The sequence below is a fragment of the Agrobacterium sp. fls2-241-TYG-188a genome, from assembly GCF_030209845.1.
In genome coordinates this window covers 86,039-111,930 of record NZ_JARVRD010000009.1, presented here as the reverse complement: position 1 = coordinate 111,930, position 25,892 = coordinate 86,039, and the positions used below count along the sequence as shown (strand labels likewise).

Genomic DNA, 25,892 nt, shown 5'->3' with positions numbered 1-25,892 from the left:
CAACAGCCCGCAATCAAGCGTCATCGGTGGTCTGCGTCTGAGTTTCCTGCTTCGCCTTGCGGCGCTTCAATCCCCGCTTGATCATGGCCAGATTGGCACCGCCCGAAAGGAAGGCCAGGCCGAAATAGAGGATCATCGACGCCAGAACGAGGCCAGCAAGCGTACCGACCCGCATGATGACGGAAGCAGATGACGACAGTTCATATTGCAGATGGCCAAGCGCATAGTAGATGACAGCCGCCATTGCCGCCGCGCAGATGATCAATCGCGGAATACGGGTCAGGAGTGGAATATCCAGCTGCCAGTGTCCGCGCCACATCAGCATACCGAACAGCAGCGCCGCATTGACCCATCCAGCCGTGATTTCTGCCGTCGCGATGCCGATGCCGCCATAGAGCGGGAACAATGTCAGCGCCAGAGAGATGTTCACGACCACGGAAATGGCGGCAAATATCATCGGCGTGCGCGTGTCTTCGCGTGCGAAGAAGCCGGGAATGAAGGCCTTGATGAGCACGAAGGCGGGCAGGCCCAGACCATAGACGCCAAGGATCTGTGCGACCGTTACCGTTGCCGATGGCGAGAAGTTTCCGCGCTCATAGAGAAACCGCACGATGGGCTCTGCCATAACGAGCAGGGCGGCAGCGGCTGGCAGCGTCAGAAACATCACGAATTCGACCGAGCGGTTCTGCAGGTTTGCCGCTTCGACCTGATGACCGCCCCTAAGCGCCCGTGCAAGCTCCGGCAAGAGCACCGTCGCCACGGCGATGCCGACGACGCCGAGCGGCAGCTGGTAGATGCGGTCCGCATAGGCCAGCGACGAGATGACGCCATCGCCACCGGACGCGATATTGGTGTTGATCAGCAGATTGATCTGGGTAATGCCGCCCGTGATCGCGGCGGGCAAGGCGAGGATCAGCAGGCGCTTGACGTTTGGCGTCATTTTTGGACGGCGAAAGCCGATCTTGATGCCGGCATGGCGCACGGCAATCCAGACGATGGCCAGCTGTACGAAGCCTGCGGCCATGACACCCCAGGACAGCGCATAGCCCACCTGCAAGGGATCGAAATTCTTCCACCAGGCCGCGCCCAGCACGCCGATGAGGATGATGTTGAGAAAGACCGGGGCGATTGCTGCGGCGAAATAACGGTGCAGCGAGTTCAACATGCCGCCCATCATGGCGGCCAGCGACATGCAGGCCAGATAGGGAAACATGATGGTTGCCAGCTGGACCGTGTTGTCGAATTTGACGGCATCATTGACGAAGCCGGGCGCGATCACCGTTCGCACGATGAGCGGCATCGAAAGCTCCATGATGATCGTGAGCGCCATCAGGACGGTAAAGAGAACGCCGAATACTTCTTCCGAAAAGCGTCTGGCGCCGTCCATGCCGTTGGCTTCGATTTCCTTGGCAAACAGCGGCACGAAGGCGGAGTTGAATGCGCCCTCGGCAAACAGCCGACGAAACGTGTTGGGAAAACGGAATGCGGCGTTGAAGGCATCCGCCACCGGCCCGGTGCCCACAGCCGCCGCCATGAGCATTTCGCGGACGAAACCGAAGAGACGGCTACCGAGTGTGGCGGTGCCGACTGTTGCAAATTTGGCGATGAGGCCCATTGTCTATCTCAAGCTTTCGCAGTGCGTGCGGCGGGCAGAGCCGCAACATCGGGATGGGCGATGATGCCGGGCGGCATCCGATCTCGCAATTCATCTTCCTGCTCGGCCATCACAGCCTTGAGCCGGGAGGCGATACTCGCCTGGCGGTTATCCGTCATCACCTTCTGGCCGAACAGGTCGGTCACATAGAAGGTATCGATGACCTTTTCGCCAAAAGTGGTGATCCGTGCCGAGGTGATATCCAGCGAAAGATCCGCAAGCACCGCCGTCATATCCGCCAGAAGGCCGGGCCTGTCGAGGCATTCCACCTCGATGACCGTAAACTTGTTGGAGAGCCCGTTCGAAATGGTCACCGACGGCGGAATGTTGAAGGTCTTGCTCTTCTTGCGGCTCTTGGTGCGGGTCGCAATCATTTCTGGAATGCGCTTCTTGCCCGCCAGAACCTCTTCGATCAGCTTGCCGATATTGTTGGCGCGCCGTGTCTCGTCCTCATCAATCGGAAATTCCCGGTTGATGAGGATCGTATCGAGCGCGCGGCCATCCGAGGTGGTGAAGATCTGCGCATCCGCGATATTGGCACCGGCAGCGGCACAGGCGCCTGTTATGATGGACAACAGGCGGGGATGGTCGGGCGCAAGGATCGTGATCTCGGTAATGGCATGGAAGGAATGGGTCCGCACCATCGTCGAAAGCGCCGTTTCGCGTTTGTCCGATTCTCTGAGAAAGTGGGTGTGGCGAATCTGGTCCTGCAGATCGACCGAGAGCAGATAGGGCTCGTAGTGGAGGCCGGTATATTTGCGACGCGCCTTCTGGCCCCAGTCGGTCAGCGCATCGTAAAGTGCCTGCCGGGCAATCTTGGCGCGTTCCTTGCGCGATGTTTCCGAGAAACCGCCGGACAGAAGAAGCTCGGTCTCATAATAGAGTGTGCGCAGCAGCTGGCCCTTCCAGCCGTTCCACACATCCGGCCCCACGGCCCTGATGTCGCAGACCGTTAGGATGAGCAGCATTTTCAGCCGCTCCATGGACTGCACCTTGTCGGCAAAATCGGTGATGGTCTTGCGGTCGTGCAGGTCTCGCGTCTGGGCAACCATCGACATCAGCAGGTGTTGCTCGATCAGCCAGACCACGGTTTCGGTCTGCTTGTTGCTCAGGCGGAAACGCTGGCACAGCTTGCGCGCCACGCGGGCCCCGGCAATGGAGTGATCTTCCTGCCGTCCCTTGGCAACATCGTGCAGCAAGACGGCGAGATAGAGCGCATCACGGTCTTCGATAGCCGGCATCAGCTGATTGACCAGCGGATGGGTATCGATCGCCTGCCCCTTGTCGATCTCGGACAAAACGGCGACAGAGCGGATCAGATGCTCATCCACCGTGTAGTGGTGATACATGTTAAACTGCATCATCGCGACGATCTTGCCGAATTCAGGAATGAACTTGCCAAGCACACCGGCCTCGTTCATCCGCCGCAGGGTCAGTGCCGGGTCGCGTCTTGAGGTCAGGATGGACAGGAAAAGCCGGTTGGCCTCCTCGTTTTCGCGAAGCTCGTGATTGATGAGCGCCAGCGACCGGGTCACGACGCGAAGCGCATCCGGGTGAAGCTCGAGATTGTTGATGTCGGCGACGTGGAACAGTCTGATGATGCTGACCGGGTCCCTGCGGAACACTTCGGCATTGGCAAGCGCAATGCGGCCGCGATCTTCCACGAATTCATCCGAACCGGGGATCTTGCGGAGACGATGGGCAAAGCGGCTGAAGACCCCGGAAAGCCCGGGTACGTCCTTGGCCTGCTTGTCTTCCAGCGCCGCGCACAAAATGCGTGTCAGGTCTCCGACATCCTTGGCGACGAGGAAATAGTGCTTCATGAACCGCTCCACCGCCGAGAGACCGGGGCGGGGCTGATAGTTCAGGGCTGCAGCGATTTCGCGCTGGATATCGAAGGACAGACGTTCTTCCGCCTTGCCCGTGATGAAATGCATCTGGCACCGGACGGTCCAGAGAAAGTCGTCCGCCTTTTCAAACAGCTTCAATTCGCGCCGGGACAAGACGCCTAGCTTGACGAGTTCCGCCGTGTCGCGGACATGGTAGTAATATTTGGCGATCCAGAACAGCGTGTGCAGGTCGCGCAGGCCGCCCTTGCCTTCCTTGACATTCGGCTCGACCAGATAGCGCGTATCGCCCGCCTTGCGGTGGCGCTGGTCGCGCTCGGCAAGCTTGGCGGCAATGAATTCCGGTCCGCTGCTGGTCACCACCTCGGTTTCGAAGCGCCGCTCCAGCTCATCGGCAAGCGCCTGCTTGCCGCAGATCGCGCGCATTTCCAGAATGGCCGTACGGATGGTCATGTCCGCCTTGGAAAGACGGATGCATTCATCCACGGAACGCGTGGCGTGGCCGACCTTGAAACCCACATCCCAGAGAATATAGAGAACGAACTCGATGGCCTTGTTCATGTCAGGCGTGGCTTTGGGCGGAAGCAGGAACAGGAGATCGATATCCGATCCCGGCGCAAGCGTCCCGCGTCCATATCCGCCGACAGCCGTGATCGCCACCTGCGGGGCGTCCTGCGGATAGACATAGGTGCATGTCAGATCGTAGAGGACTTCGATCAGCCGGTCCTGCAACCAGGAAATCCGGCGGGCGCAATCAATGCCGCCGCCTTCGGTGTCGAGCAGTTCGCGCGCCTTGTCGCGTCCCTGCCCGCTGGCTTTCTTGAAGATCGGCAAGAGGTCGGCGCGCACATCGGATACGCGTTTTCCGTCCTGCTTGAACACTGCGTCGCATTCGTGCTTGAGCGCCGCAACATCCAGTATCGCGGAAAAATCCAGGTCCTTGATGGCCATTGAGCCGACATCCATTTCTACTGGCTTTGCCTTTGGCACAGCCCTATAGCGTTTTTTAGGCGTGATGGACAGGCACTGTAAATCTCAAGCGTTGCCAAGTTGTTTCTTGAGAGAATAAAGGGCGTCCAGCGCCTCGCGCGGGGTCATCTCGTCGGGATTGAGCGCCTTGAGGGCTTCGTCCACCTTCGAATTTCCAAGGCTGCGCTTTTCCTCGCGACGCACCGCAATCTGGAACAGCGGCAGGTCATCGATCAGCTGGCTTGCCGGGTTCTTGCGGTCCGCATCCTCCAGTTTCGTCAGCACATCCTTCGCCCGCTCCACCACCGAGGCCGGAAGTCCGGCAAGGCGGGCGACCTGAATGCCGTAGGACCTGTCAGCCGCACCGGGCCCGACCTCGTGCAGGAAGATCACATCGCCTTCCCATTCGCGCACCTTCATGGTCGCATTGGAAAGACGCGGCAGCTTTTCCGAAAGAACGGTCAATTCATGGAAATGGGTGGCGAACAGCCCCCGGCACCGGTTTGCCTCGTGAAGATGCTCCACCGCAGCCCAGGCGATGGAAAGCCCGTCAAAGGTCGCCGTTCCGCGCCCGATCTCATCCAGAATGACCAGCGAGCGATCCGTGGCCTGATTGAGAATGGCGGCTGTCTCGACCATTTCGACCATGAAGGTCGAGCGACCGCGCGCCAGATCATCCGATGCACCGACGCGCGAGAACAGGCGATCGACGATGCCGATATGCGCCGAATCTGCCGGAACGAAGGAACCGATCTGGCCCAGAATGGCGATCAGCGCATTCTGACGCAGGAATGTCGATTTACCGCCCATGTTGGGACCGGTCAGCAGCCAGATGGCACCATTTCTGTCACCAATCGCAGCCGACAGATCGCAGTCATTGGCAATGAAGGGTCCGGTGGACTGGCGGCGCAGCGCCTGCTCGACGACGGGATGCCGTCCGCCCTTGATCCTGAACATCATGGAGTCGTCGATGACGGGTCGGCAATAGGCCTGCTCGGCGGCAAGATAGGCCAGACTTGCGGCAACATCGATCCGCGCCAGCGCCAGAGCGCCCGCCTTGATCACTTCGGCTTGCGCGACAACGGCCTGAACCATCCTGTCGAAAGCCTGCAACTCCATGGACAGCGCCTGTGCGGCGGCATTGGCGATCCGGCTTTCCAGATCGGCAAGCTCCGTGGTGGTGAAGCGCATGGCGCCCGCCATGGTCTGGCGATGGATGAAGCGCGCCTTTGCCTCATCGCCCGCCATCATGACATCGGCATTGCCGGCGGAAACCTCGATGAAATAACCAAGCACATTGTTGTGCTTGATCTTCAGTGATTTTATCCCGGTTTCCTCTGAATACTGAAGTTGAAGCCCGGCGATGACCCGGCGCGACTGGTCTCTCAGCGCCCTTATCTCGTCCAGCTCTGGATCGAAACCATCCCGCACAAAGCCGCCGTCGCGCTTGAGCAGCGGAAGCTCGTCGGCAAGCGTTGCGCCCAGCATTGCACACAGGGTGGCAGGCAGGGCTTTGAGATCGGCAAGCGCGTCTGCCAACTCATCCGGCAGCAGGCCGCGGTCGAGCAGTTCGGCCACATCAGCCGCTGCGGCAAGCCCTAGCCGCAGCGCTCCCAGATCCCTCGGTCCTCCGCGATCCAGCGCAAGACGCGACAGGGCGCGCGGCATGTCGGCCACCTGCTTTAAGGCGTCGCGTAATCCATCCGAAAGGGCAACGTCATCCAGCAGGTAGGATACGGCATCCAGGCGGGCGTTGATCTTGGCCGGGTCTGTCAGCGGCGACATCAGACGCTCGGCAAGCAGGCGCGCTCCCCCGCCCGTCACGGTGCGATTGATGGCATGAAGAAGCGAACCGTCGCGCTCGCCAGACAGCGTCTTCGTCAGTTCCAGATTGGCCCGCGTGGCGGGGTCGATGAAAAGCGTGGATGCCGCACTTTCGCGCTCCGGCAACCCTAAAGGCGGGCGTTCGGCAATCTGGGTCTTTTCCACATAGGCAACGGCTGCGGCAGCCGCCGCCATCTCGACCCGTGAAAACGTGCCGAAACCATCGAGCGTGCTGACGCCAAAATAGCGGGCGACGCGGCCCTCTGCGGTGGCGCTGTCGAAGAGAACGGCAGGTTGCGGCACGGCCACCCGGCCCAGCACATCGAAAACCGCCTTCAGCTCTTCATCATGGAACAGACTGTCGGCAACGATCACCTCGCGCGGATCGATCCGCCAGATATCGGCAAGAAGCCGGGTCAGCGTGGTCTCGGCCAGCCGGAAGACGCCGGTGGAAATGTCGATCCAGGCCAGCGCAAACTGCGCCTCCGCGCTGCCGCGGATGCGGGCAAGCGCCATCAGGTAGTTCGATTCCGTTGGCGACAGAAGCTTTTCTTCCGTCAGCGTTCCGGGCGTGACCAGCCGCACAACATCGCGGCGCACGACGGATTTCGAACCGCGCTTCTTGGCTTCAGCGGGGTCTTCGACCTGTTCGCAAACGGCGACGCGGTAGCCGCGCAGGATCAGCTTTTGCAGATAATCATCGGCTGCATGAACCGGCACGCCGCACATGGGAATGTCCTGCCCCAGATGCTGGCCGCGCTTGGTCAGCGTAATGCCCAGCGCCCGCGAGGCTTCCGAGGCATCGTCAAAGAAAAGCTCGTAGAAGTCTCCCATGCGATAGAACAGCAGCGAACCGGGATTGTTCGCCTTGATCTCGATATATTGCTCCATCATCGGAGTGGCCGAGGCGCGGCTCTCCTGCGAAATGAGCGAGGCAGTGGAGTGTACGTCCGTCAATGGCTTTTCAATATCGCTGTGTGTTGCGGGAAACGAGCGCAGAGACTAGCGGCCCCGCCCCTTCACCACAACAGCCAGAAGCCCGCTGCCCACAGGAAGCTTGCGGCCTGACGGCACCGTGCTTTCCAGTTGAATGCAGCTGAACTAGCCGTTGAAACGATAGGATTCGCCGCCGTAATAATTGATGTAGCGACCCGCAATCGAGGAGACCGGCAGGATGACGAGGACATCCGTGGTGTTGAAAGCGTGATCGACGACGGCGCCTGAGCCGAACATGGCGCCGAGGCGCATATAGCCCTTGATCAGCGGCGGCATTCCGCTCAGCGCCTTGCGCGGATTGATCGCCTCCATCGGCATCATGTCCATTTCGCGGTACAGGTCCGGCAGTGCGGAAGCTGCCCAGTCACCCTTGGCGCCGCAGGTGTGGTGCAGGAAGGAGAGCGCCAGCGCATGAGCCTCAGGCTGAACACCGGGGAAGGACGCGCAGCCGATCATGGCATCCATAAGGTGGCGCACGGCATAGGCCCAGTTGCCTTGCCACAGCAGTTCCACCGTTCTCTTGGTGCGATATTCCGGCAGCACGCAGGAGCGTCCAAGCTCCATGAACCGCTTGCCGGGATGGCGGGCAATCAGCCCTTCGATATCGAATTCGCTGGCGGAATAAAAACCGTTATGGGCAAAGGCCGTTTCCTGCCGCAGCAGACGGTACGTACCGACGATCTGGTCTTCGGTGTCGCCCTCTATCGAGTTATCCAGGACCAGCAGGTGATCGCAGACCGCGTCGAAGGCGTCGGCGTCGCGGCTGCGGCGCATGGCATCGGCGGGAAGGCGCGCGCCCATCTCCTCGACAAAGACGCGAAAGCGCACATGCTGTGCGGCATCGATTTCACGCTCGTTTCGGGCAAGCCGGGTTTCCAGGGATCCGATGCGGCCAAAGACATCATCATTGCGCGTCTGCAAGGCAGGCCGGACGCTGATGACATTTCGCTCGCGAATGTCGTGTTCGAGAATTTCCGTGACCATGGAGAATCGCCCCACCACCGTTTGGTTCTGGCTGTCATAAATCACTTCTTGACGACAAAACAGTGACAGTTAGCCGCGCAAAGGCCGCAGGTTTCAATTCTCCAACCGGCTGTTGCCTTTTTGGGGAAACAGCCGGAGAACCTCCTCGATCAGGCGCTTGGGTTCCAGCGGCTTAGCCAGCACGCAGGCGATGCCGCCCGCCTGCAGAACGGATTTGGTATCCGGCGTCGTATCTCCGCTCAGCACCATGAAAGGCACGGTCTTTCTGGCCTTCAGCGTCGCAAACAGGCGCGGCAATATTTCCAGCCCATCACCGCCGGGCATTTGAAGATCGGAGATGACGAGATCCGGCAGGCTTGCGGTGTCGCTGGACAGGGCAAGCGCAAGCGCGCCAAAATTATCGACCAGCCGGACCGAGCAGCCGGACTTTTCCAGCACAGCCCTGACAATGCGGGCATTGACGGGGTCATCCTCGGCGACCAGCACCTCCAGATCGCCCGATCGCTTTTCCAGCAAGGGCAGAAAACCGAAGCCGGGGTGGCGGTTGTCGTTGATGGCGTCACGCCGCTCCATGCCCCGCAGGCGGCCACACAGCACATCCACCAGCGATTTCTCCCTGAGAGGCCGGATCAGCCATGCGTCGAATGCCTCCTGCGGCTGCGACGCGCGCTCTTCCGGATTGACCAGCAGGATACGCCGCAGCTTTCTATCCGCGCTGGCCCAGCTCTTGAGCCGAGCATCGAATGCTGATGCTACCCGATGGTCTATGATGACATCCGTCAAGGCATCGATATTTGCGGTGTGTCCGGCTTCCAGTGTTTGAAGATCGTCCGGTGTCGAAGCATGGATGCATCGGCCACCGAGAGCCTCTATCGCTGCCACCGTGGCAAAGGCGGCGGTGCCGGATGGGGCGAGAAGCAGAACGGTGGAACTGGTGAGGACACCTGCGCGGGCGGGGCTTCCGAGCGGAGCGGTCACACCGGCTGGCGTGAAGGTCAGCGTAAAGGTGCTACCCTTTCCTTTCCGGCTTTCCACGGTCAGTTGCCCGCCAAATTCGCGAACGATGCGGGCGGAGATTGCAAGGCCAAGCCCCGTGCCTGCGCTGCGCTGTGAGGCTGCGCCCGCCTGCTCGAACTCTCCGAATACCCGCGACTGGTCGGCCTTGGTCATGCCGGGCCCTGTATCGGAAACGGCAATCGACAGCGCCTGCCCCACCATCGACGCCTTGACGAGCACGCCGCCCCGTTCGGTAAACTTGACGGCATTGCCGATGAGGTTGAACAAAACCTGACGAAGGCGCGCGGGATCGAAATCGAGATAGTCTGGAACGTCAGGCGTTACGATGGACGCGATTTCGATGCCTTTTTCATGGGCGCGATGCGCGAGCATTTCCACGACGCTCTCGATCAGTTGCCGAAGGTTCTCCGCCCTTGGATTGAGCTTGAAGCGCCCGACTTCCATGGTGGAAAAGTCGAGGAGGTCCTCGACGAGCTGCACCAGCGCCTGACCGGACTGCTTCATGCTGTCGAGATAGTTTCGCTGCTCACGGCTGAGCTTCGTCTGCGACAGAAGGTGGTTCATGCCCAGTATGCCTGAAAGCGGAAGGCGGATTTCGTGGCTGACGGTTGCCAGCAGCCTGCCTTTGGCAGCATTTGCGCTTTCTGCCCGCAATCTTGCATCTTCGCGGGCCACAAGCGCCGCCCGCTCATCGGTCACATCACGGGCAAGACTGCTGATCACGAGACGGCTACTGGTCGGATCGTTGGTGACGACATCATGCCAGGTAAAGATACGCTGGCCGTAAGGTGTCGCAATCTCCACATCGTAACAATGCGCCTTTCCGCCGGGGCGGAAGGCGATGCCGATTTCCTCACAGCTTCGTCCCTGCGGCGTGGCGCAGCCCGTCATTTCGCAAAAGGCGACATTCGCGTGCAGAATTCGTCGTTCGAGATCCCGCGTGACGACGAGATCGCCCATCGCCTCGTGGATTTCAGCCATCAGGGCGGCATTCTGTGTCTGCCGCGCCTCAACGATCTGCGCCTCGACATTGTCAGCCCGTCTCAACGAAGCCGACCGGACGCTCATCCAGACACCACTGCAGACGCAGATGGCGCAACAGACGACCGCAATGAAAAGCGAGGCATATTCGCCTGCCGCAGCGGCAACAACAAAAGCAAGGCCGACACCGGCGACGACAGGCAAAAACCAACCGGATCGTGGTTGCGCCCCTAGCCGCTGATCCGGCTCCTGCCGCTTGCCGAGAGACTTTGCCATCGTCGGCAAGCCGCCTTCAGCCTCGCTTGGGCCGAAAGCTTCGAAAAGCTGCTGTTTCAGTTTCGCCGGTTCGCTCATGCTACAACCGCTAACACGCGATCGGTTTTGATTGGCTTGGACTGAACGCTAAACTTTTAACATTTCGCTGTTTCGCGGCAGGCTGGCGATAACGCCCTCAGGCTTTGCGGCGCGATGCCATGGCGTGCAGGACTTCGTCCAGAATGACGCAACCGGCACCGATGGTGATGAAGGAATCGGCAAGGTTGAAAACCGCAAACGACCATGTGTCGGTGTGGAAGAGGATATAATCGATGACGTGGCCGTAGAGGAAACGGTCGAATATGTTTCCGGCCGCCCCTGCGATAATCAGCGCAAAGCCCAGATGCGCGAAGGTGCGATCCTTGTCCGTCTTGCGCCACAGCCAGATAACGAAGCCGACGATTGCCAGCCGCATGGTGACGATGAACCAGCCTTCCATGCCCGACAGCATGGAGAAGGCCACACCCAGATTATAGGTTCGGTACAGTGCCCAGAAGGGCATGACCGGTACCATTTCCTGCAAGGGCAGATAGGCTTCCACCAGAAGCTTGATGATCTGGTCGGCTATCAGCGCAACGACAATCAGCGCGATTGCCGGGACAGGCTTGGAAAACAATGCGGTCTTTGCCATCATTTCACCGGTGCGAGTTCGAGAAGATGGCGGCGTGCTTCAAACAGCATGACAGCCGTTGCAATGGCCAGATTGAGAGAATCGGCGCGCCCCTGCTGGGGAATGCGCGCAAGCTGGTCTGCCTTGGCTGCCAGTTCCGGCGGCAGGCCGGATTGCTCATTGCCCATCAGGATAACGGTTGGCTTGCGCTTGTAATCGATGGTCCGGTAATCGACCGAACCCGCCAGATGGGTTGCGACGACGCTGACCCCGGCGGATTTCTTCCACGCCAGAAATTCGTCGACTGTCGCGCGAGCAACAGGCGTGGCAAAGACCGAGCCCATGGTGGCACGCACCGTTTCCAAGGAGAACGGATCGGTGCAATCGCCGACAAGGATCACGCCGGAGGCACCCGCAGCATCTGCGGTGCGAATGATGGTGCCGAGATTGCCGGGATCGCGCACGCGGTCCAGCGCGATATAGGTCTGCCCTTCCTGCGGATGGATGTCGCGCAGCGGTGTCCATTTCTGATCGAAGATGCCGACGACCATCTGCGGATTGTCGCGCCGCGTGATCGAGGAAATGACCTTTTCGGTCACTTCCAGAACCAGCCCGCCGGATGCGACGGTTTTTGTCGCGACCTGCTCGACCAGCGGCTTGCCCTTGGCATTCTTGGCATAGACCAGTGTGCGGATCGTCCAGCCCAGCTCCAGCGCGTCGATGACAAGCTTCAGCCCCTCCGCCATGAAGGTGCCGGTTTCCTCCCGGCCCTTTTTCTGGGTCAGGTTCTTGATGTCCTTGATGATGGGATTGGCAAGGCTCGTTACTTCCTTGACCTGCCCCACCCGGCCCGGTCGATTTTCACGGCGGTCATCAATCATTTCGGTACCCAGCGGCTGAAAAGTGAGGTGGAAAGCGCCCGGCCCGGCGTCTTGCCGTCGAGACCCGCCTCGCGGATGACGAGTTCGCCGGATGCCACTTCACCCCCCGCGCCACGCATGGTTTCGCGCATCAGCTCATGGATGGAGTAGAAGCTTGCCCGGATGGAATAGGCGGTCAGAACCAGCCCAAGGGCTTTCGGTGAAAGGATCTCGCGGCAGACATCCAGCATCAGCGGAAGATGCTCGAACAGTTCCCAAACCTCGCCATGGGTGCCGCGCCCGAATTTCGGCGGATCGGTGAGGATGATGTCATAGGTATTGCCGCGGCGCTCTTCACGCAGAATGAACTTCATCGCGTCTTCGCAAATCCAGCGGATCGGCGCGTTTTCAAGCCCCGCCAGCGCCTGATTTTCCCGCGCCCAGCCGATGGCCTTCTTGGATGCATCCACATGCGTCACCTCGGCCCCGGCAGCGGCAGCCACCAGCGAGGCAACGCCGGTGTAGCCGAACAGGTTGAGCACTTTCAGCGGGCGATCCGATGCTTCGATCTGTGCTTTGAGCCATTCCCAGTGGACGATCTGCTCTGGGAAGACGCCGACATGACGGAAAGCGGTGAAGCGACCCAGAAAATTGATCCCCAGCAGAGAAAGCGGCCATGTTTCGCCCAGCGCTTCCTTTGGAAAACGCCAGCGCCCCATGCCGTCTTCATCGGTGTCGCCGGTAAAGATCGAATCGGCATTTTCCCAAACCCGCTCGGCGAGCGTCGGACGCCACAGGGCCTGCGCCTCGGGGCGAACGATGCGGTAATTGCCGTATTGCTCCAGCTTCAGCCCGTTGCCGCTGTCGACGAGATGGAAATCACCGGCACCCAGAGATTCAAGAATGACCGGCACATTTTCGCTCGGCAATTCTCCACTGCGCTGTTTCAGCGGTCGAGGGGGCGCCTGCTCCACCTCTTGCGGAGCCACCTTGACCTTGGAGGCGGCCTGATCTTTCGTACGCCCGCCGTCCTTGGCCGATGGCTTCGCAGCAGGGTTGGACGCAGGTCGGACATAATCGGGCGCACGGTTGCGCTGACCTGCGTCTTTTGCCTTGGCAGACTTTACGGGCCCTCTTTGCCGGGCTTCCTGCCCCGCACGCGACTTGGCGCCCGGGCGGTTTTCTTTTTTCTTCAACGGGTTTCTTTCCAGGTCTGACCGCATTCTAGAGTCTGTTTGAAAACATCGGACGGGTTGACCCGGCGGCGCTTTTTGCGCCTGACTGCGTCGAAAATCTTGCCGATATCACACGATATCGCCTACGATCTTCTCCTTGTCAGCCACAAAAATCACCCGCCGGTTCTCCGCCGCCGAGTTTCCAAACAGACTCTCATGCGACAGCGAATAGCATCACGTCGCAATATTATCAAAGGGCTGCGGTTTCAACACCCATCACGTCGTGGAGAACTTACTTGGCAGCGATGCGAGCATCGGCAGATGGGGCGATAACAACAGCATTGGCCGCAGCTTTATGCCGGGTGGCCTCGTCATGCCAACGAACGGCTTCCTTGGCCTCGGTGCGGGCACGCTTGCGGTATTTGCCCTGCGTGAACCATGTCACCAGAGAGCCCAGCAGGACACCAAAAATGGTTGCGAGAAAAATGAAGACAAAAAACGGCGCTGAAAACGACATCAGACTGTCGTCAGGCCGGAAAGGATTGAGCGCCAGCGTGACTTCCTGTCGGTTGGCCACGCACAGAACCACCAGGATGATGGCCAGCGGCAAAAGCACAACAAGATTGACGATCTTTTTTGACATCCAACGATACTCCGTCTTTAGGGGCCTTCAGACAAACCTGCATGGACGTCACATAGGAGCCCGATCACCCGGCCTCAACTGTTTCGACAAGGTGCAGTGGCGAATAAGCGGAAAGCTCCCGCTCTCAATCCTCGTCTTCGACGTCATTCATTCCGGGATTCAGGCGTTCTCTCAATTCCTTGCCGGTCTTGAAGAAGGGAACCCATTTTTCCTCGACGAAAACGGATTCACCCGTGCGCGGGTTCCGCCCCGACCGGGATGGACGATTTTTCACCGAAAAGGCGCCAAATCCGCGCAGTTCCACGCGGTTTCCCGCAGCCAGTGCATCGGTGATTTCATCGAGAACCGCATTGACGATATTTTCGACGTCGCGGTGATAAAGGTGCGGGTTATGCGCAGCCACAATCTGCACCAGTTCAGACTTAATCACGGTTGCCCCCTGAATAAATTGGATTTTTAACGCTCACCAACCTGCCAAACCGAAACAAGACCGTCAAGAAACAACTTGTCGGTGCCCAGTTGGGAAGGCGTATTGAATGGCAGTCCTGCATCATATCCCAGCAGCTGTGCAATGCCTGCGAGGCTGAAAAGCGAAAAAGCCGAGCGCTTGGGAGGTGCCGTCCATTCGACAATCGGCAGATCCTTCGCAACCTGTCTCGTTTCGAAATAGCTGCGAATTTCCTTTTCGCCCCCGAGCGTATCGACCAGCTTGGCGGCAACGGCCTGGCGTCCGGTGAAAATCGAACCATCGGCGAGCTTCAGGACTTCTTCCCGCGGCAGCTTGCGGCGTTCTGCGACAAGATCGACGAACCAGTTGTAGCTGTCCATGACCATATTGCGGATCATGGTCTTGGATTCTTCCGGTGGCTCATGGAAGGGCGATGGCTCGGCCTTCATCGGCGATGATTTGATTTCCTGCAGCGAAACGCCCAGCTTGTCCAGCAACGGCTTGACCTGCGGATACTGGAAGATAACGCCGATCGACCCGGTGATCGAGGTATCGCCGGCGATGATCGTGTCGCCTGCGGCAGCAATCATGTATCCCGCCGAAGCAGCCAGTGTCCGCACGTCGGAAACGACAGGCTTCTTTTCGGCTATGGCGCGGATTGCCTTGAAAATACGCTCGCCGCCATAGGTCGTGCCGCCGGGAGAGGAAATGGAAACGATCAGGCCCTTGGCGCTGTCGCTGTCGGCAATCTTCTGGAGACGCTCCAGCAATTCGGTGTCATCCTGGATGAGACCGCTTATTTCGACCCGCGCCAGATGCGGCCGCACGCTGGTGGTCGGCTCGGTGAAGGCGAAGCGATAGACGGCGAAACATCCCGCCGCCAGCAGCAGAATGGCGGCTACGCGCCAGAACGTCAGCTTGCGTCGCAACTGCCTGCGATCTGCGATTGCCATCTGATCCATTCAATCACCTTCGACTAAGATCGGTCATGCGTGCTGGTGCACAGCCAGCCTTGTAAACACCTAATGCGCGGAAACAAACGGGAAAGCATCGTTTTGATAAAAATATCGTCACCCTTGCGCTCCTTCAGAGAAAAACCATATTGGCAGAGCTAGGCTACCATGCCAAATACAACTGCAACCTTGGATAACGTCGCCCTGCCATTGGCGGATTGCGACGATGTCGCCCTGGACTTAAGAGATGCTTGAACGAATGAGCCACCCAGCGCCCGGTTTCCCCATGTCCGGTGGACATGAGAAGGCCTATGCCATGGCGCAGCGCCATTCCCGCCGCGTCAAGAGGCTCAAGGTCATTCTTCCGCTTGGGGCTGCCGTCATCGCGCTCGCCTTCATCGGCGTGTCGCTTGCGCGCACCTGGTTGCCGGATGAGGTTTCGCTGGAAAGCGCAACGGTTGAAAATGGCAAGATCGTCATGGAAAAGCCAGCCCTTGCGGGCCGCAACAACAAGGGCTTCGATTATTCCATGAATGCCGAACGGGCCTTGCAGGACATTGCCAGCCCCAATCTGATGACGCTTGAAAAAGTGATGGCTGCGGTTCCCATGAACGATATCGTCGCTCAGGTGATTGCGCAGGAAGGCATTTTCGACCGGGCGACCAACCGGCTGCAAATGACGGCACCCTTTGACATCAATCTCACCAATGGCATACAAGCGAAGTTCCAGTCTGCAAATGTCGATCTGAAAGCCGGGACGATGGATACGGCCAAACCGGTCTCCATCACCACAAAGGACGGCTCGATTATTGCAGAAAGTATGCACATAGCAGATAATGGCAAAACGATTACATTTTCGGGGCAGGTACGAGCTCGTATAGCTGCATCCACAATTCAGAACGCAGGCAAGTGAGAGCCCGACCCATATGATGCAGATTTCGCGCCCCTATCGTTGCATGAACGCCGTTTACTTCGCTGCTGCGCTTGCCTTGGTCTCCGCAGCGGGCCCCGTTGCCGCCCAGAGCACGACGAGCAGCATGGAGGGCCTGAAGCTTTCCAACGACCAGCCGATCGCGATCGAAAGCGACCAGCTCGAAGTGCGCGATCAGGAACACAAGGCCTATTTCACCGGCAATGTTAAGGTCGTGCAGGGCACGACAACGCTGCAGGCCGGCAAGATGACCGTGCTCTACAAGAGCAAGGGCGATGGCGCGGCGGCCAACTCGTCCATCACCAGCGGCGGTGCGGACATCGATAAGATTTTCGTCGACAACTCCGTGTATCTCAGCTCCGGCACCCAGAAGGCGACGGCCGACAAGGGCGAGTTCGACATGGCGGCGCAGACCTTCATTCTGTCCGGCAAGCAGGTCGTGCTCTCTCAGGAAACCAACGTGTTTACGGGCTGCAAGCTGACGGTGTTCATGGAAACCGGCCAGGCGAAGCTGGAAAGCTGTGGCGGTCCTGTTCGCATCATGCTCGACCCGAAAACACAGAAAAAGCAATAGTCCCGATCCGGTGAAGATTCCCTTGATTTCAAAGCTGTTTGGTGCCGGTTCCCAACCTGCACCGGAGGTCGATAGCGCCTCTGGAGATAAGACCCGTTATGAAGGTACTTTGATCGCCCACGGGCTGACGAAGACCTACAACACGCGCCGTGTTGTCAACGGTGTTTCGCTTGTCGTGCGACGCGGAGAGGCCGTGGGTCTGCTTGGCCCGAACGGTGCTGGCAAGACGACCTGTTTCTACATGATCACGGGCCTCGTTCCGGTCGATTCGGGCAAGATCGCCATCAATGGCAACGATGTGACGAGTATGCCCATGTATCGTCGCTCACGTCTGGGCGTGGGCTATCTGCCGCAGGAAGCATCAATTTTTCGCGGTCTGACGGTGGAAGAGAACATCCGTGCCGTTCTGGAAGTGCATGAGCGCGACGAGAAAAAGCGCAATCGCAAGCTCGATGAACTCCTGGAAGAGTTTCATATTTCCCAGCTTCGCAAGTCGCCTGCCGTGGCCCTTTCGGGCGGCGAACGCAGACGTCTGGAAATTGCCCGCGCTCTGGCCACCGATCCGACATTCATGCTGCTGGACGAACCCTTTGCGGGCGTCGATCCCATTTCGGTCAGCGATATCCAGAATCTGGTGCGCCATCTGACGGCGCGCGGTATCGGCGTGCTGATCACCGACCACAATGTCCGTGAGACACTGGGCCTGATCGACCGCGCCTATATCATCCACGCTGGCGAAGTGCTCACGCATGGCAGAGCGTCCGAAATCGTCGATAACGCCGATGTTCGCAGGCTTTACCTCGGCAACAACTTCAGTCTTTAGTAAGCCAGTTCCAGAAAATCGACGATTTCTGCGGCCCGTGAATGAAGATTCTTCACGGCGGCCCACAGTTGCGCTTGACCAAACTTCAATAAAAAGCAATTTTTGGGCCAAGTCAGACCTTGTCGCTCAAAATTCTTCAAATCTGCTGCGACAGAGGGCTTTATGGGAGTTTAGCGTTCACCATGGCCTTGTCCGCCAGTCTTCAGCTGCGTCAAAGCCAGTCTCTGGTAATGACCCCGCAACTGATGCAGTCCATCCAGCTGCTTCAGATGACGCATGTTGAACTCACGCAATTCATCGCACAAGAGGTTGAGAAGAACCCACTGCTTGAAATTGCGGCAAACGACAGCGATTTGGGCAGCGATCATGACTTCGCCGATGACAGGGCCGACAGCACCGTTTCCATCGAGGACCACGCGTCTGAAACTGCTGGCGACGCTGACGAATGGTACGGAGACCGTGCAGCGAGCCTCAATGAACAGCTCGACACCGGTTTGGAGAATGTCTTTCCGGACGACACGACGCAGCTGAAGGCGGATGCTCCGGAACTTGCGGGGCAATGGAAGTCGATGCCGGGTGCCGAGGCGTCGGAAGGCTACGATCTCGATGATTTCGTCGCCGGAAAGCCAAGCCTGCGCGAACATCTGCTGCAACAGATGCCCTTCACGGTAACACTGCCGCGCGAGCGCATCATTGCCGACGCCCTGCTCGATCACCTCGATGAGACCGGCTATCTGCCGCAGGAAGCGGTACCCGATATCGCAGAGCGGCTGACCATGCAGACCGGCGAAATCGAGGCCATTCTGGCCTGCCTGCAGACCATGGATCCTCCGGGCGTATTTGCCCGGTCGCTTAGCGAGTGCCTGTCCATCCAGCTTGCCCAGAGAGATCGCCTTGACCCTGCGATGCGGGCATTCGTCAATAATCTGGAGCTTCTGGCAAAACGGGATTTCCTGTCGTTGAAGAAGATTTGCGGTGTTGGCGAGGAAGACCTTCTCGACATGCTCTCGGAAATACGCGGCCTCAATCCCCGGCCCGGCGCCGGCTTTGAAACCGGAATGTCCGAAACGATCATACCCGACATCATCGTCCGTCCCTCGAATGAGGGCGGCTGGGCGATTGAGCTGAACCCTGAGACCCTGCCCCGGGTGCTGGTCAACCAGACCTATTTCGCACAGGTCTCCAAGACCAGAACGCGTGAAGGTGAAGACGGCGAATTTATTGCCGAATGCATGCAGACGGCCAACTGGCTGACGCGCAGCCTCGACCAGCGCGCCAAGACGATCATGAAGGTTGCCAGCGAAATCGTGCGCCAGCAGGATGCCTTCCTGCTCCACGGCGTCGACCATTTGCGCCCGCTCAATCTCAGGCAGGTTGCCGATGCGATCAAGATGCACGAGTCAACCGTAAGTCGCGTCACCTCCCGCAAATACATGCTGACACCGCGTGGCCTTTTCGAACTCAAATATTTCTTCAGCGTGTCGATTGGCGCCGTCGAGGGCGGCGACAGTCACTCGGCGGAGGCCGTACGCTACCGCATCAAGGCAATGATCGCCCAGGAAGCGCCGGATGCCGTCCTATCGGATGACGATATCGTTGATATTCTGAAAAAAAATGGCGTCGAACTGGCGCGACGAACCGTCGCAAAATATCGTGAAGCGATGAATATTCCCTCCTCCGTACAGCGACGAAGAGAGAAGAAGGCGCAGGCGAAAATCGCCACTGCGTAACGAAATATTCATATATCTCAAAACGTTAATAATGTTAATTGACTCTTCATGTTGCGGAGGCTAGAAGCTCGCCGCACGGAGAAGAGGGGCCCGTTCAACGAAGAATTGCACGGCTTGTGACGGTGCGACAAAGGAATGAGAGCGAAAGACTCTCGAAACGCTTGGATGAGCGCTTAGGTTGACGTAAGCTGCTACACGCAAATCACTGAAAAAGGAAAATTTCCATGAGTGTGCGTGTATCTGGTAAACATATGGATATCGGCGAATCGTTCCGTCAGAGGATCGAGGACAACATTAGCCTGGCGATTACCAAATACTTTGATGGGGGGTATTCTGGTCAAGTAACGGTCGAGAAATCCGGCGCGCGTTTCGACGCAGACTGCAAGATACATCTCGATACCGGCATTGTCCTGCATGCCGCCGGACAGGCGAATGATCCGCAGGCAAGCTTTGATGCTGCTGCCGCACGCATCGAAAAGCGGCTGCGCAGATACAAGAGAAAATTGAAGGACCATCACAACGGTGCTTCGGCAAATGGCATGATGGAAGAATTTCCATACACGGTCATGGATGCCGTACCTGATGAAGATGAGGAACTGCCTGAAGATTTCGCTCCGACCATCGTGGCGGAGACATCCAAGCAGGTCAAAACGATGACGGTCGCGAGCGCAGTCATGGCGCTGGACATGACGGATGAGCCGGTTTTGCTGTTTCGCAGCCCCGGCAAGGAACTGAATATCGTCTACCGTCGCAACGATGGCAACATCGGCTGGATTGACGCGGCGACGATCAAGAACTGAATAGTCTGAAAAGACACTGGAAGCGCAGCGTCCCGCACGTTGCGCTTCCTGTCTCGACGGCATGAAGGATAAAGAGAATGGCGTTGGCAGATTTGCTGCAACAAGATGCGATTATTCCCGCCCTCAAGGTCAACTCCAAAAAGCAGCTCCTTCAGGAACTGGCGGCGAGGGCCTCCAGAATCACCGGCGTGGCTGAGCGGGAAGTATTCGACGTCATCTTGCAGCGTGAACGGCTCGGTTCGACCGGTGTCGGCCACGGTATCGCCATTCCCCATGGAAAACTCGCCAGCATCGACAAGATCGTCGGCGTGTTCGCCCGTCTTGAAAATGCGGTCGATTTCGAAGCGCTGGACGATCAGCCCGTCGATCTCGTCTTTCTTCTGCTCGCACCCGAGGGTGCCGGTGCTGACCACCTGAAGGCGCTGTCGCGTATTGCCCGCGTTCTTCGCGATCCCGAACTGGTTGCGAAACTGCGCGCCACGGAATCGGACACCGCCATCTACACCTTCCTCAATCAGGAACAGGCCAACGCCGCCTGAGCTTTCCCATCTGAAACGATGAAATCTCGCTGCCCTGACCCGCTGTGCCCGCGCGCAGGGATGCGTTGCAGGCCGCTACGCCTTGCAAGCGCAGGGTTCAGCTGTCTGGGACTTGAGGGATTCGGGGCTTGAGATTTCAGCCTTGGAGAATGCGTGCGGCGAGCGGATTTGAAAACCAGCCCCTGCGAAGACATGGTCCGGGCACGGTCAGCGACACTGCCAAGCGCGGTGTTGCGCGCCGCCCCGGCAGATCCGGGGCGACGGCGGTTGATTTGGGTTAAGCGTCTTTTTCGTTGACGGTGCTTGTGCCCGGCTCTGCAGAGACCGGCGCATCGCCCTTGGGGCCGCCCTTGGCGACACCGACCATTGCCGGGCGCAGAACACGCTCACCAATCGTGAAGCCAGCCTGCACCACCTGCACGACGGTGTTGTTGGGAACGGCGGTATTGGGGATTTCGAACATCGCCTGATGGAAGTTCGGGTCGAACTTCTCTCCTTCTGCGTCGATCTTGCGAACGCCATGGCGCTCGAGCGCAGACAGCATTGCGCGTTCGGTCATGTCCACGCCTTCGATGAGGCCCGAAATACCGGCTTCCGAGTTTGTCTTCAGCTCGGCAGGAATGGCTTCCAGCGCGCGGCGAAGATTATCGGAAACAGCGAGCATGTCGCGGGCGAAGCCTGCGACGGAATAGGCCTTGGCATCCTTGACTTCACGCTCGGTGCGACGGCGCAGATTGTCCATCTCGGCGGCAAGGCGCAGGAATTTGTCGCGCAGATCGGCGTTTTCGGCCTTCAGCACATCAATCGGATCGGGCTCTGCCTGCTCAGGCACGGCGTTTTCTGCCGCTTCCGCTTCGGCCGCCTCGTCTACGACGTCTGCGTCAGGTCCGGCTTTTTTGGTGTCATCGGTCATGACGGTCTCCAGCTTCACATGTGTTCATGGGGTTGCGCCCGATATCGAGCTTTGCCAAGCAAAAATCAAGGCTTGCGAGCAAAACCATCTATTATTGAATGATGTCTTTTCGATATCAGCGTCTTTGGCTGGAAAGACGGGCCATGATCTGGGCCGTGTAATCGACCATCGGCACGATGCGGGAGTAGTTGAGACGCGTTGGCCCGATAACGCCGACAGCGCCCACCACGCGGTTCTCATCGTCCCTGTAGGGCGCAACGATGAGCGATGAGCCTGAAAGCGAAAACAGCTTGTTCTCCGAGCCGATGAAAATTCTGACACCCGAGCCGGTTTCGGCGAGGTTCAGAACCTCGATGAGATTGTCCTTGCGCTCCAGATCATCGAAAAGCAGGCGGACACGATCAATATCCTCCTCGCCGGCCAAGCCTTCCAGCAGATTGGAGCGCCCGCGCACGATGAGACGTCCGAGCTTGCCTTCTTCATTATCCCCTGACCAGACCGCTAGACCGCGAGTGACCAGATCCTGGGCGAGCGTGCTGAGGGCTGACTGCAGCTCCGATTTCTGCTGCAAAAGCTGCGATCTGAGTTCCGGCAACGTTTGGCCCGACAGATGAGCATTGATGAAGTTGGCGGCCTCGGTAAGTTGCGAGGAGGTAATGCCAGCTGGCAGGTCGATGATCCGGTTTTCGACCTGATTGTTATCGCCGACGAGAATGGCGAGGCCCTTGGTCGGCTCCAGACGGATGAATTCGACATGCTTGAGAACGGCATCGCTTTTCGTGGTCAGCACAAGTCCTGCGCCGCGCGACATGCCTGACAACATGCGGCTCGCCTCGGTCAGCAAGCCCTCGATCGGCTGTTCGCGTCCGGAGACGGGGCCAATCTGGCGATCGATGCTCTCGCGCTGCTCTGCGGGTAGATCCCCCACCTGCATGAAAGCGTCCACGAAGAAGCGCAGCCCCGTCTGCGTGGGCAGTCTGCCGGCGCTGATATGGGGCGAGTAGATGAGCCCGAGCTCTTCCAGGTCGCTCATGACATTGCGCACGGAGGCCGGGGAAAGCGACATCGGCAACAGGCGTGAGAGATTGCGCGACCCCAGCGGCTCGCCATTTTCCAGATATCCCTCGACAATGCGCCGAAAGATCTCGCGTGAGCGATCATCCAGCAGCGCACCCGGTTCTTTTCCGATCGGAGGAGAAACGCCCATTCGCCCACTCTTCATTATGTCAGCAACATCGCGAATATAGTCGCTCACGGCCTTAAGTGAAATCGGAAATTCCGCGCAGGGTTATGCTGCAGCCCGCTTTTCCTTTGCAAAAAGGCCGAGGCAGCCTTAGAAGGCGGAAATCAAAATGGAGAAGAACCATATGCGGCCTTCAGGCAGAAAAACCGATCAGATGCGCAAAGTTTCCTTTGAGCGCAATTTCTCCAAGCACGCAGAGGGTTCCTGTCTGGTCAAGTTCGGTGACACGCATGTGCTCGTTACCGCAAGCCTTGAAGAAAAGACGCCACCATGGCTGCGCAACAGCGGCAAGGGCTGGGTCACCGCCGAATATGGCATGCTGCCACGCTCCACCCATGAGCGCATGAAGCGTGAAGCCGCGTCCGGCAAGCAGGGCGGCAGAACCCAGGAAATCCAGCGGCTGATTGGCCGTTCGCTGCGTGCCGTGGTCGATCTGCAGGCGCTCGGCGAGCGCCAGATCAGCATCGACTGCGACGTCATCCAGGCCGATGGCGGCACCCGCACCGCCTCCATCACCGGCGCATGGATTGCCCTTCATGACTGCCTGAAGTGGATGGAAAGCCGCAACATGATCAAGGTGGAGAAGGTCCTGAAAGACCACATCGCCGCCATTTCCTGCGGCATCTTCGCCAGCCAGCCGGTGATCGATCTCGATTATCTCGAGGATTCCTCGGCTGAAACCGATGCGAATTTCGTCATCACCGGCTCCGGCGGCATTGTCGAAATCCAGGGCACGGCGGAAGGCGCCCCCTTCTCGGAAGAGGAATTCCTGACGCTGCTCGGCCTTGCCAAGACCGGCTGCGCAGAACTCGTTGAGATGCAGAAGCAGGCGATCGCCTGATCCGGAGCAAACCACCATGCGCAAACTCGAGACACGCACCATTGTCGTTGCCAGCCACAACAAGGGCAAGATTGCCGAGATTGCCGATCTGATCGGTCCCCTCGGCTTTTCCGCCAAGTCTGCGGCCGAGCTGAATTTCGCAGAACCCGACGAGACCGGCACGACCTTCGAGGAAAATGCCGCGATCAAGGCGCTCGCCTCGGCGAAGGCCTCCGGCCTGCCAGCGCTGTCTGACGATTCCGGTCTGGTCATCGACGCGCTGGACGGCGCGCCCGGTGTCTATACCGCCAATTGGGCAGAGACCGCTGACGGTACGCGCGATTTTGCCATGGCGATGCAGAAGGTTGAAGATGCGCTTCGCGAACGCGGCGCGACCGAACCCTCGGCCCGCACCGCCCGCTTCGTCAGCGTGCTGTGCCTCGCATGGCCGGATGGCCATACGGAATTCTTCCGCGGCGAAATCGAAGGCATGGTTGCATGGCCCCCGCGTGGTGAAAGCGGCTTCGGCTACGACCCCGTCTTCCAGCCGGAGGGCTATGAGACGACATTCGGTGAAATGAGCGCCGAGGAAAAGCACGGCTGGAAGCCCGGCGACCCGCAGGCGCTGTCCCACCGCGCCCGCGCCTTCAAGACATTCGTCGAAACCTGTCTGGACGCATGATGACCGATCTTGGGAGCAGGTTCTCCCCTGCCCCCAATATGACGATTGCGCCCGATACTGGCGATCCCGGTTTCGGCATCTATGTGCATTGGCCCTTCTGCGCGGCCAAATGCCCCTATTGCGATTTCAACAGCCATGTCCGCCACAAGCCGGTGGATCAGGAGCGCTTCGTTGCTGCCTTCCTCAAGGAAATGCAGACCATGCGAAGCTTAAGCGGCGCAAAGGTGGTCACCAGCATCTTCATGGGCGGCGGCACGCCCTCGCTGATGGACCCGCAGACGGTGGGCGCCATTCTGGATGGCATCGCCCGCTTCTGGCATGTGCCAGATGGTATTGAAATCACCATGGAGGCCAACCCGTCCAGCGTGGAGGCAGAGCGTTTTCGCGGCTACCGGGCCGCTGGCGTCAACCGCGTCTCCATGGGCGTGCAGGCGCTGAACGACCGCGACCTGAAATTTCTGGGCCGTCTGCATGATGTGGCGGACGCGCTGAAAGCCATCAGGCTGGCCCGCGAAATCTTCCCGCGCATGTCCTTCGACCTTATCTACGCCCGCCCGAACCAGACCGTCGAGGAGTGGGAAAAGGAACTGGTCGAAGCCATGTCCTATGCCGTCGATCACCTCTCGCTCTACCAGTTGACGATCGAGGAAGGCACGGCCTTTTACGGGCTCCACAAGGCAGGCAAGCTAATCGTGCCGGATGGCGATCAATCCGCTTTGCTCTACGAGGCAACGCAGGAGATTACCGCCCGTAACGGCATGCCAGCCTATGAAGTCTCCAACCACGCCAAGCCCGGTGCTGAAAGCCGCCATAACCTGACCTATTGGCGCTATGGCGATTATGCCGGCATCGGCCCCGGCGCCCATGGTCGCCTGACCAAAGGCGGCGCAAAGCTTGCCACCGCCACCGAGCGCCAGCCCGAGACATGGCTCGATGCGGTCGAGCGCGACGGCCACGGCATTGTGGATCAGGAAATGCTCGGTGTTGAAGAACAGTCCGACGAGTTGCTGCTGATGGGCCTTCGCCTGCGCGAAGGCGTAGACCTAGCCCGCTGGAGCGAGCTCTCCGGCCGCGATCTCGACCCCGACAAGGAAGAATTCCTCCTCCAGCACGGCTTCATCGAGCGCATCGGCAATTCCCGCCTGCGCTGCACCCCTGCGGGGATGCTGATACTCGATTCAGTGGTGGCTGATCTGGCGTGTTGACATGACGTCTACTCCAGCAGCGCGTCTGGCTCTCTCGCTTTTCGCGCATTCTCCGCGCTCTCACGCCGAATAGGCCCTCCGATAGGGCATATATCCTGCACGAAACCGGTAAGGCTATTGGCCAGTGTGTCGGACACCTGCCGGTAATAGACATATTTTCCGCGCTTTTCCGAAGACACCAGGCCCGCATGCTCAAGCAATTGTAAATGCTGCGAGATCGACGGCTTCGACATTTCGAACCGCGCTGCGATATCGCCCGCATTCATCTCGTGATGGGCGACATAGGCGAGGATTTTGCGCCTGACGGGGGAGGCCAAGGCCTCGAAAATCAACTGAATGGACATGGTTCTTTCTAC

Annotated in this window: 23 protein-coding genes; 9 read left to right on the top strand and 14 right to left on the bottom strand. The window is 59.0% G+C overall.

From position 1 onward, the window contains the following. Positions 1-13: 13 nt before the first annotated feature. The 11 genes from murJ to sppA form a co-directional block, all read right to left on the bottom strand. The gene (murJ, locus tag QRN85_RS22320) at positions 14-1,615 is read right to left on the bottom strand and encodes a murein biosynthesis integral membrane protein MurJ (protein ID WP_284760151.1); all 1,602 of its coding nucleotides are present in this window, start codon (positions 1,613-1,615) and stop codon (positions 14-16) included. An 8-nt stretch (positions 1,616-1,623) separates the two neighbouring features. Further along, positions 1,624-4,452, bottom strand: coding sequence for a [protein-PII] uridylyltransferase (locus tag QRN85_RS22315; RefSeq protein WP_284760148.1), 2,829 nt, complete (start codon positions 4,450-4,452; stop codon positions 1,624-1,626). A gap of 84 nt (positions 4,453-4,536) precedes the next feature. Then, complete coding sequence (mutS, locus tag QRN85_RS22310) at positions 4,537-7,251, bottom strand: DNA mismatch repair protein MutS (RefSeq protein WP_162726636.1); 2,715 nt, start codon at positions 7,249-7,251, stop codon at positions 4,537-4,539. 144 nt (positions 7,252-7,395) lie between these two features. Further along, on the bottom strand, positions 7,396-8,274 hold the full coding sequence (olsB, locus tag QRN85_RS22305; protein WP_284760147.1) for a l-ornithine N(alpha)-acyltransferase: 879 nt from the start codon (positions 8,272-8,274) through the stop codon (positions 7,396-7,398). Between the two features lie 93 nt (positions 8,275-8,367). Further along, the gene (locus QRN85_RS22300) at positions 8,368-10,626 is read right to left on the bottom strand and encodes a hybrid sensor histidine kinase/response regulator (RefSeq protein WP_284760145.1); all 2,259 of its coding nucleotides are present in this window, start codon (positions 10,624-10,626) and stop codon (positions 8,368-8,370) included. A 97-nt stretch (positions 10,627-10,723) separates the two neighbouring features. Next, complete coding sequence (gene lspA, locus QRN85_RS22295) at positions 10,724-11,218, bottom strand: signal peptidase II (protein ID WP_112963283.1); 495 nt, start codon at positions 11,216-11,218, stop codon at positions 10,724-10,726. Beyond that, positions 11,218-12,078: a TrmH family RNA methyltransferase gene (locus tag QRN85_RS22290; protein WP_062587385.1), complete on the bottom strand. Its 861-nt coding sequence runs from the start codon at positions 12,076-12,078 to the stop codon at positions 11,218-11,220. Before QRN85_RS22290 ends, lspA begins: the two co-directional genes overlap by 1 nt. Beyond that, complete coding sequence (locus QRN85_RS22285; protein WP_112963282.1) at positions 12,075-13,253, bottom strand: class I SAM-dependent methyltransferase; 1,179 nt, start codon at positions 13,251-13,253, stop codon at positions 12,075-12,077. The genes QRN85_RS22290 and QRN85_RS22285 overlap by 4 nt, the downstream gene beginning before the upstream one ends. A gap of 271 nt (positions 13,254-13,524) precedes the next feature. After that, on the bottom strand, positions 13,525-13,875 hold the full coding sequence (locus QRN85_RS22280; protein ID WP_112963281.1) for a LapA family protein: 351 nt from the start codon (positions 13,873-13,875) through the stop codon (positions 13,525-13,527). Positions 13,876-13,999: 124 nt separating this feature from the next. After that, a complete protein-coding gene (locus QRN85_RS22275; protein ID WP_280136383.1) occupies positions 14,000-14,320 on the bottom strand; it encodes an integration host factor subunit beta in 321 nt (106 codons plus the stop codon). Between the two features lie 11 nt (positions 14,321-14,331). Then, the gene (gene sppA, locus QRN85_RS22270; protein WP_062587381.1) at positions 14,332-15,285 is read right to left on the bottom strand and encodes a signal peptide peptidase SppA; all 954 of its coding nucleotides are present in this window, start codon (positions 15,283-15,285) and stop codon (positions 14,332-14,334) included. A gap of 238 nt (positions 15,286-15,523) precedes the next feature. Here sppA and lptC point away from each other — a divergent pair, with 238 nt between their 5' ends. The 6 genes from lptC to ptsN all read left to right on the top strand — a co-directional run bounded on the left by lptC (position 15,524) and on the right by ptsN (position 20,673). Beyond that, the gene (gene lptC / locus QRN85_RS22265) at positions 15,524-16,189 is read left to right on the top strand and encodes an LPS export ABC transporter periplasmic protein LptC (RefSeq protein ID WP_062587380.1); all 666 of its coding nucleotides are present in this window, start codon (positions 15,524-15,526) and stop codon (positions 16,187-16,189) included. A gap of 13 nt (positions 16,190-16,202) precedes the next feature. Continuing rightward, the gene (locus QRN85_RS22260; protein WP_062587379.1) at positions 16,203-16,781 is read left to right on the top strand and encodes an LptA/OstA family protein; all 579 of its coding nucleotides are present in this window, start codon (positions 16,203-16,205) and stop codon (positions 16,779-16,781) included. Positions 16,782-16,806: 25 nt separating this feature from the next. Next, the gene (gene lptB, locus QRN85_RS22255) at positions 16,807-17,604 is read left to right on the top strand and encodes an LPS export ABC transporter ATP-binding protein (RefSeq protein ID WP_502870827.1); all 798 of its coding nucleotides are present in this window, start codon (positions 16,807-16,809) and stop codon (positions 17,602-17,604) included. A gap of 182 nt (positions 17,605-17,786) precedes the next feature. After that, positions 17,787-19,334: an RNA polymerase factor sigma-54 gene (gene rpoN, locus QRN85_RS22250; RefSeq protein ID WP_284760142.1), complete on the top strand. Its 1,548-nt coding sequence runs from the start codon at positions 17,787-17,789 to the stop codon at positions 19,332-19,334. Between the two features lie 224 nt (positions 19,335-19,558). Continuing rightward, positions 19,559-20,134 carry a ribosome hibernation-promoting factor, HPF/YfiA family gene (gene hpf, locus QRN85_RS22245; protein WP_062587377.1) on the top strand — a complete coding sequence of 192 codons (576 nt, stop codon included), beginning with the start codon at positions 19,559-19,561 and terminating at the stop codon, positions 20,132-20,134. Positions 20,135-20,211: 77 nt separating this feature from the next. Further along, positions 20,212-20,673 carry a PTS IIA-like nitrogen regulatory protein PtsN gene (ptsN, locus tag QRN85_RS22240; RefSeq protein WP_062587376.1) on the top strand — a complete coding sequence of 154 codons (462 nt, stop codon included), beginning with the start codon at positions 20,212-20,214 and terminating at the stop codon, positions 20,671-20,673. A gap of 277 nt (positions 20,674-20,950) precedes the next feature. Here ptsN and grpE read toward each other — a convergent pair whose 3' ends face one another. Together grpE and hrcA are read right to left on the bottom strand one after the other, a co-directional pair. After that, positions 20,951-21,586, bottom strand: a complete 636-nt coding sequence (grpE, locus tag QRN85_RS22235; RefSeq protein WP_112963405.1) for a nucleotide exchange factor GrpE — start codon at positions 21,584-21,586, stop codon at positions 20,951-20,953. Positions 21,587-21,701: 115 nt separating this feature from the next. Next, complete coding sequence (gene hrcA / locus QRN85_RS22230; RefSeq protein ID WP_062587375.1) at positions 21,702-22,793, bottom strand: heat-inducible transcriptional repressor HrcA; 1,092 nt, start codon at positions 22,791-22,793, stop codon at positions 21,702-21,704. Positions 22,794-22,953: 160 nt separating this feature from the next. Here hrcA and rph point away from each other — a divergent pair, with 160 nt between their 5' ends. The 3 genes from rph to hemW are packed head-to-tail and all read left to right on the top strand — an operon-like array spanning position 22,954 to position 25,536. Beyond that, positions 22,954-23,670: a ribonuclease PH gene (gene rph / locus QRN85_RS22225; RefSeq protein ID WP_062587698.1), complete on the top strand. Its 717-nt coding sequence runs from the start codon at positions 22,954-22,956 to the stop codon at positions 23,668-23,670. A 16-nt stretch (positions 23,671-23,686) separates the two neighbouring features. Continuing rightward, positions 23,687-24,331: an RdgB/HAM1 family non-canonical purine NTP pyrophosphatase gene (gene rdgB, locus QRN85_RS22220; RefSeq protein ID WP_113170425.1), complete on the top strand. Its 645-nt coding sequence runs from the start codon at positions 23,687-23,689 to the stop codon at positions 24,329-24,331. Next, complete coding sequence (gene hemW, locus QRN85_RS22215) at positions 24,331-25,536, top strand: radical SAM family heme chaperone HemW (protein WP_284760141.1); 1,206 nt, start codon at positions 24,331-24,333, stop codon at positions 25,534-25,536. Before rdgB ends, hemW begins: the two co-directional genes overlap by 1 nt. Before the next feature lie 8 nt (positions 25,537-25,544). Here hemW and QRN85_RS22210 read toward each other — a convergent pair whose 3' ends face one another. Next, a complete protein-coding gene (locus QRN85_RS22210) occupies positions 25,545-25,880 on the bottom strand; it encodes a metalloregulator ArsR/SmtB family transcription factor (protein WP_502870822.1) in 336 nt (111 codons plus the stop codon). Positions 25,881-25,892 lie beyond the last annotated feature (12 nt).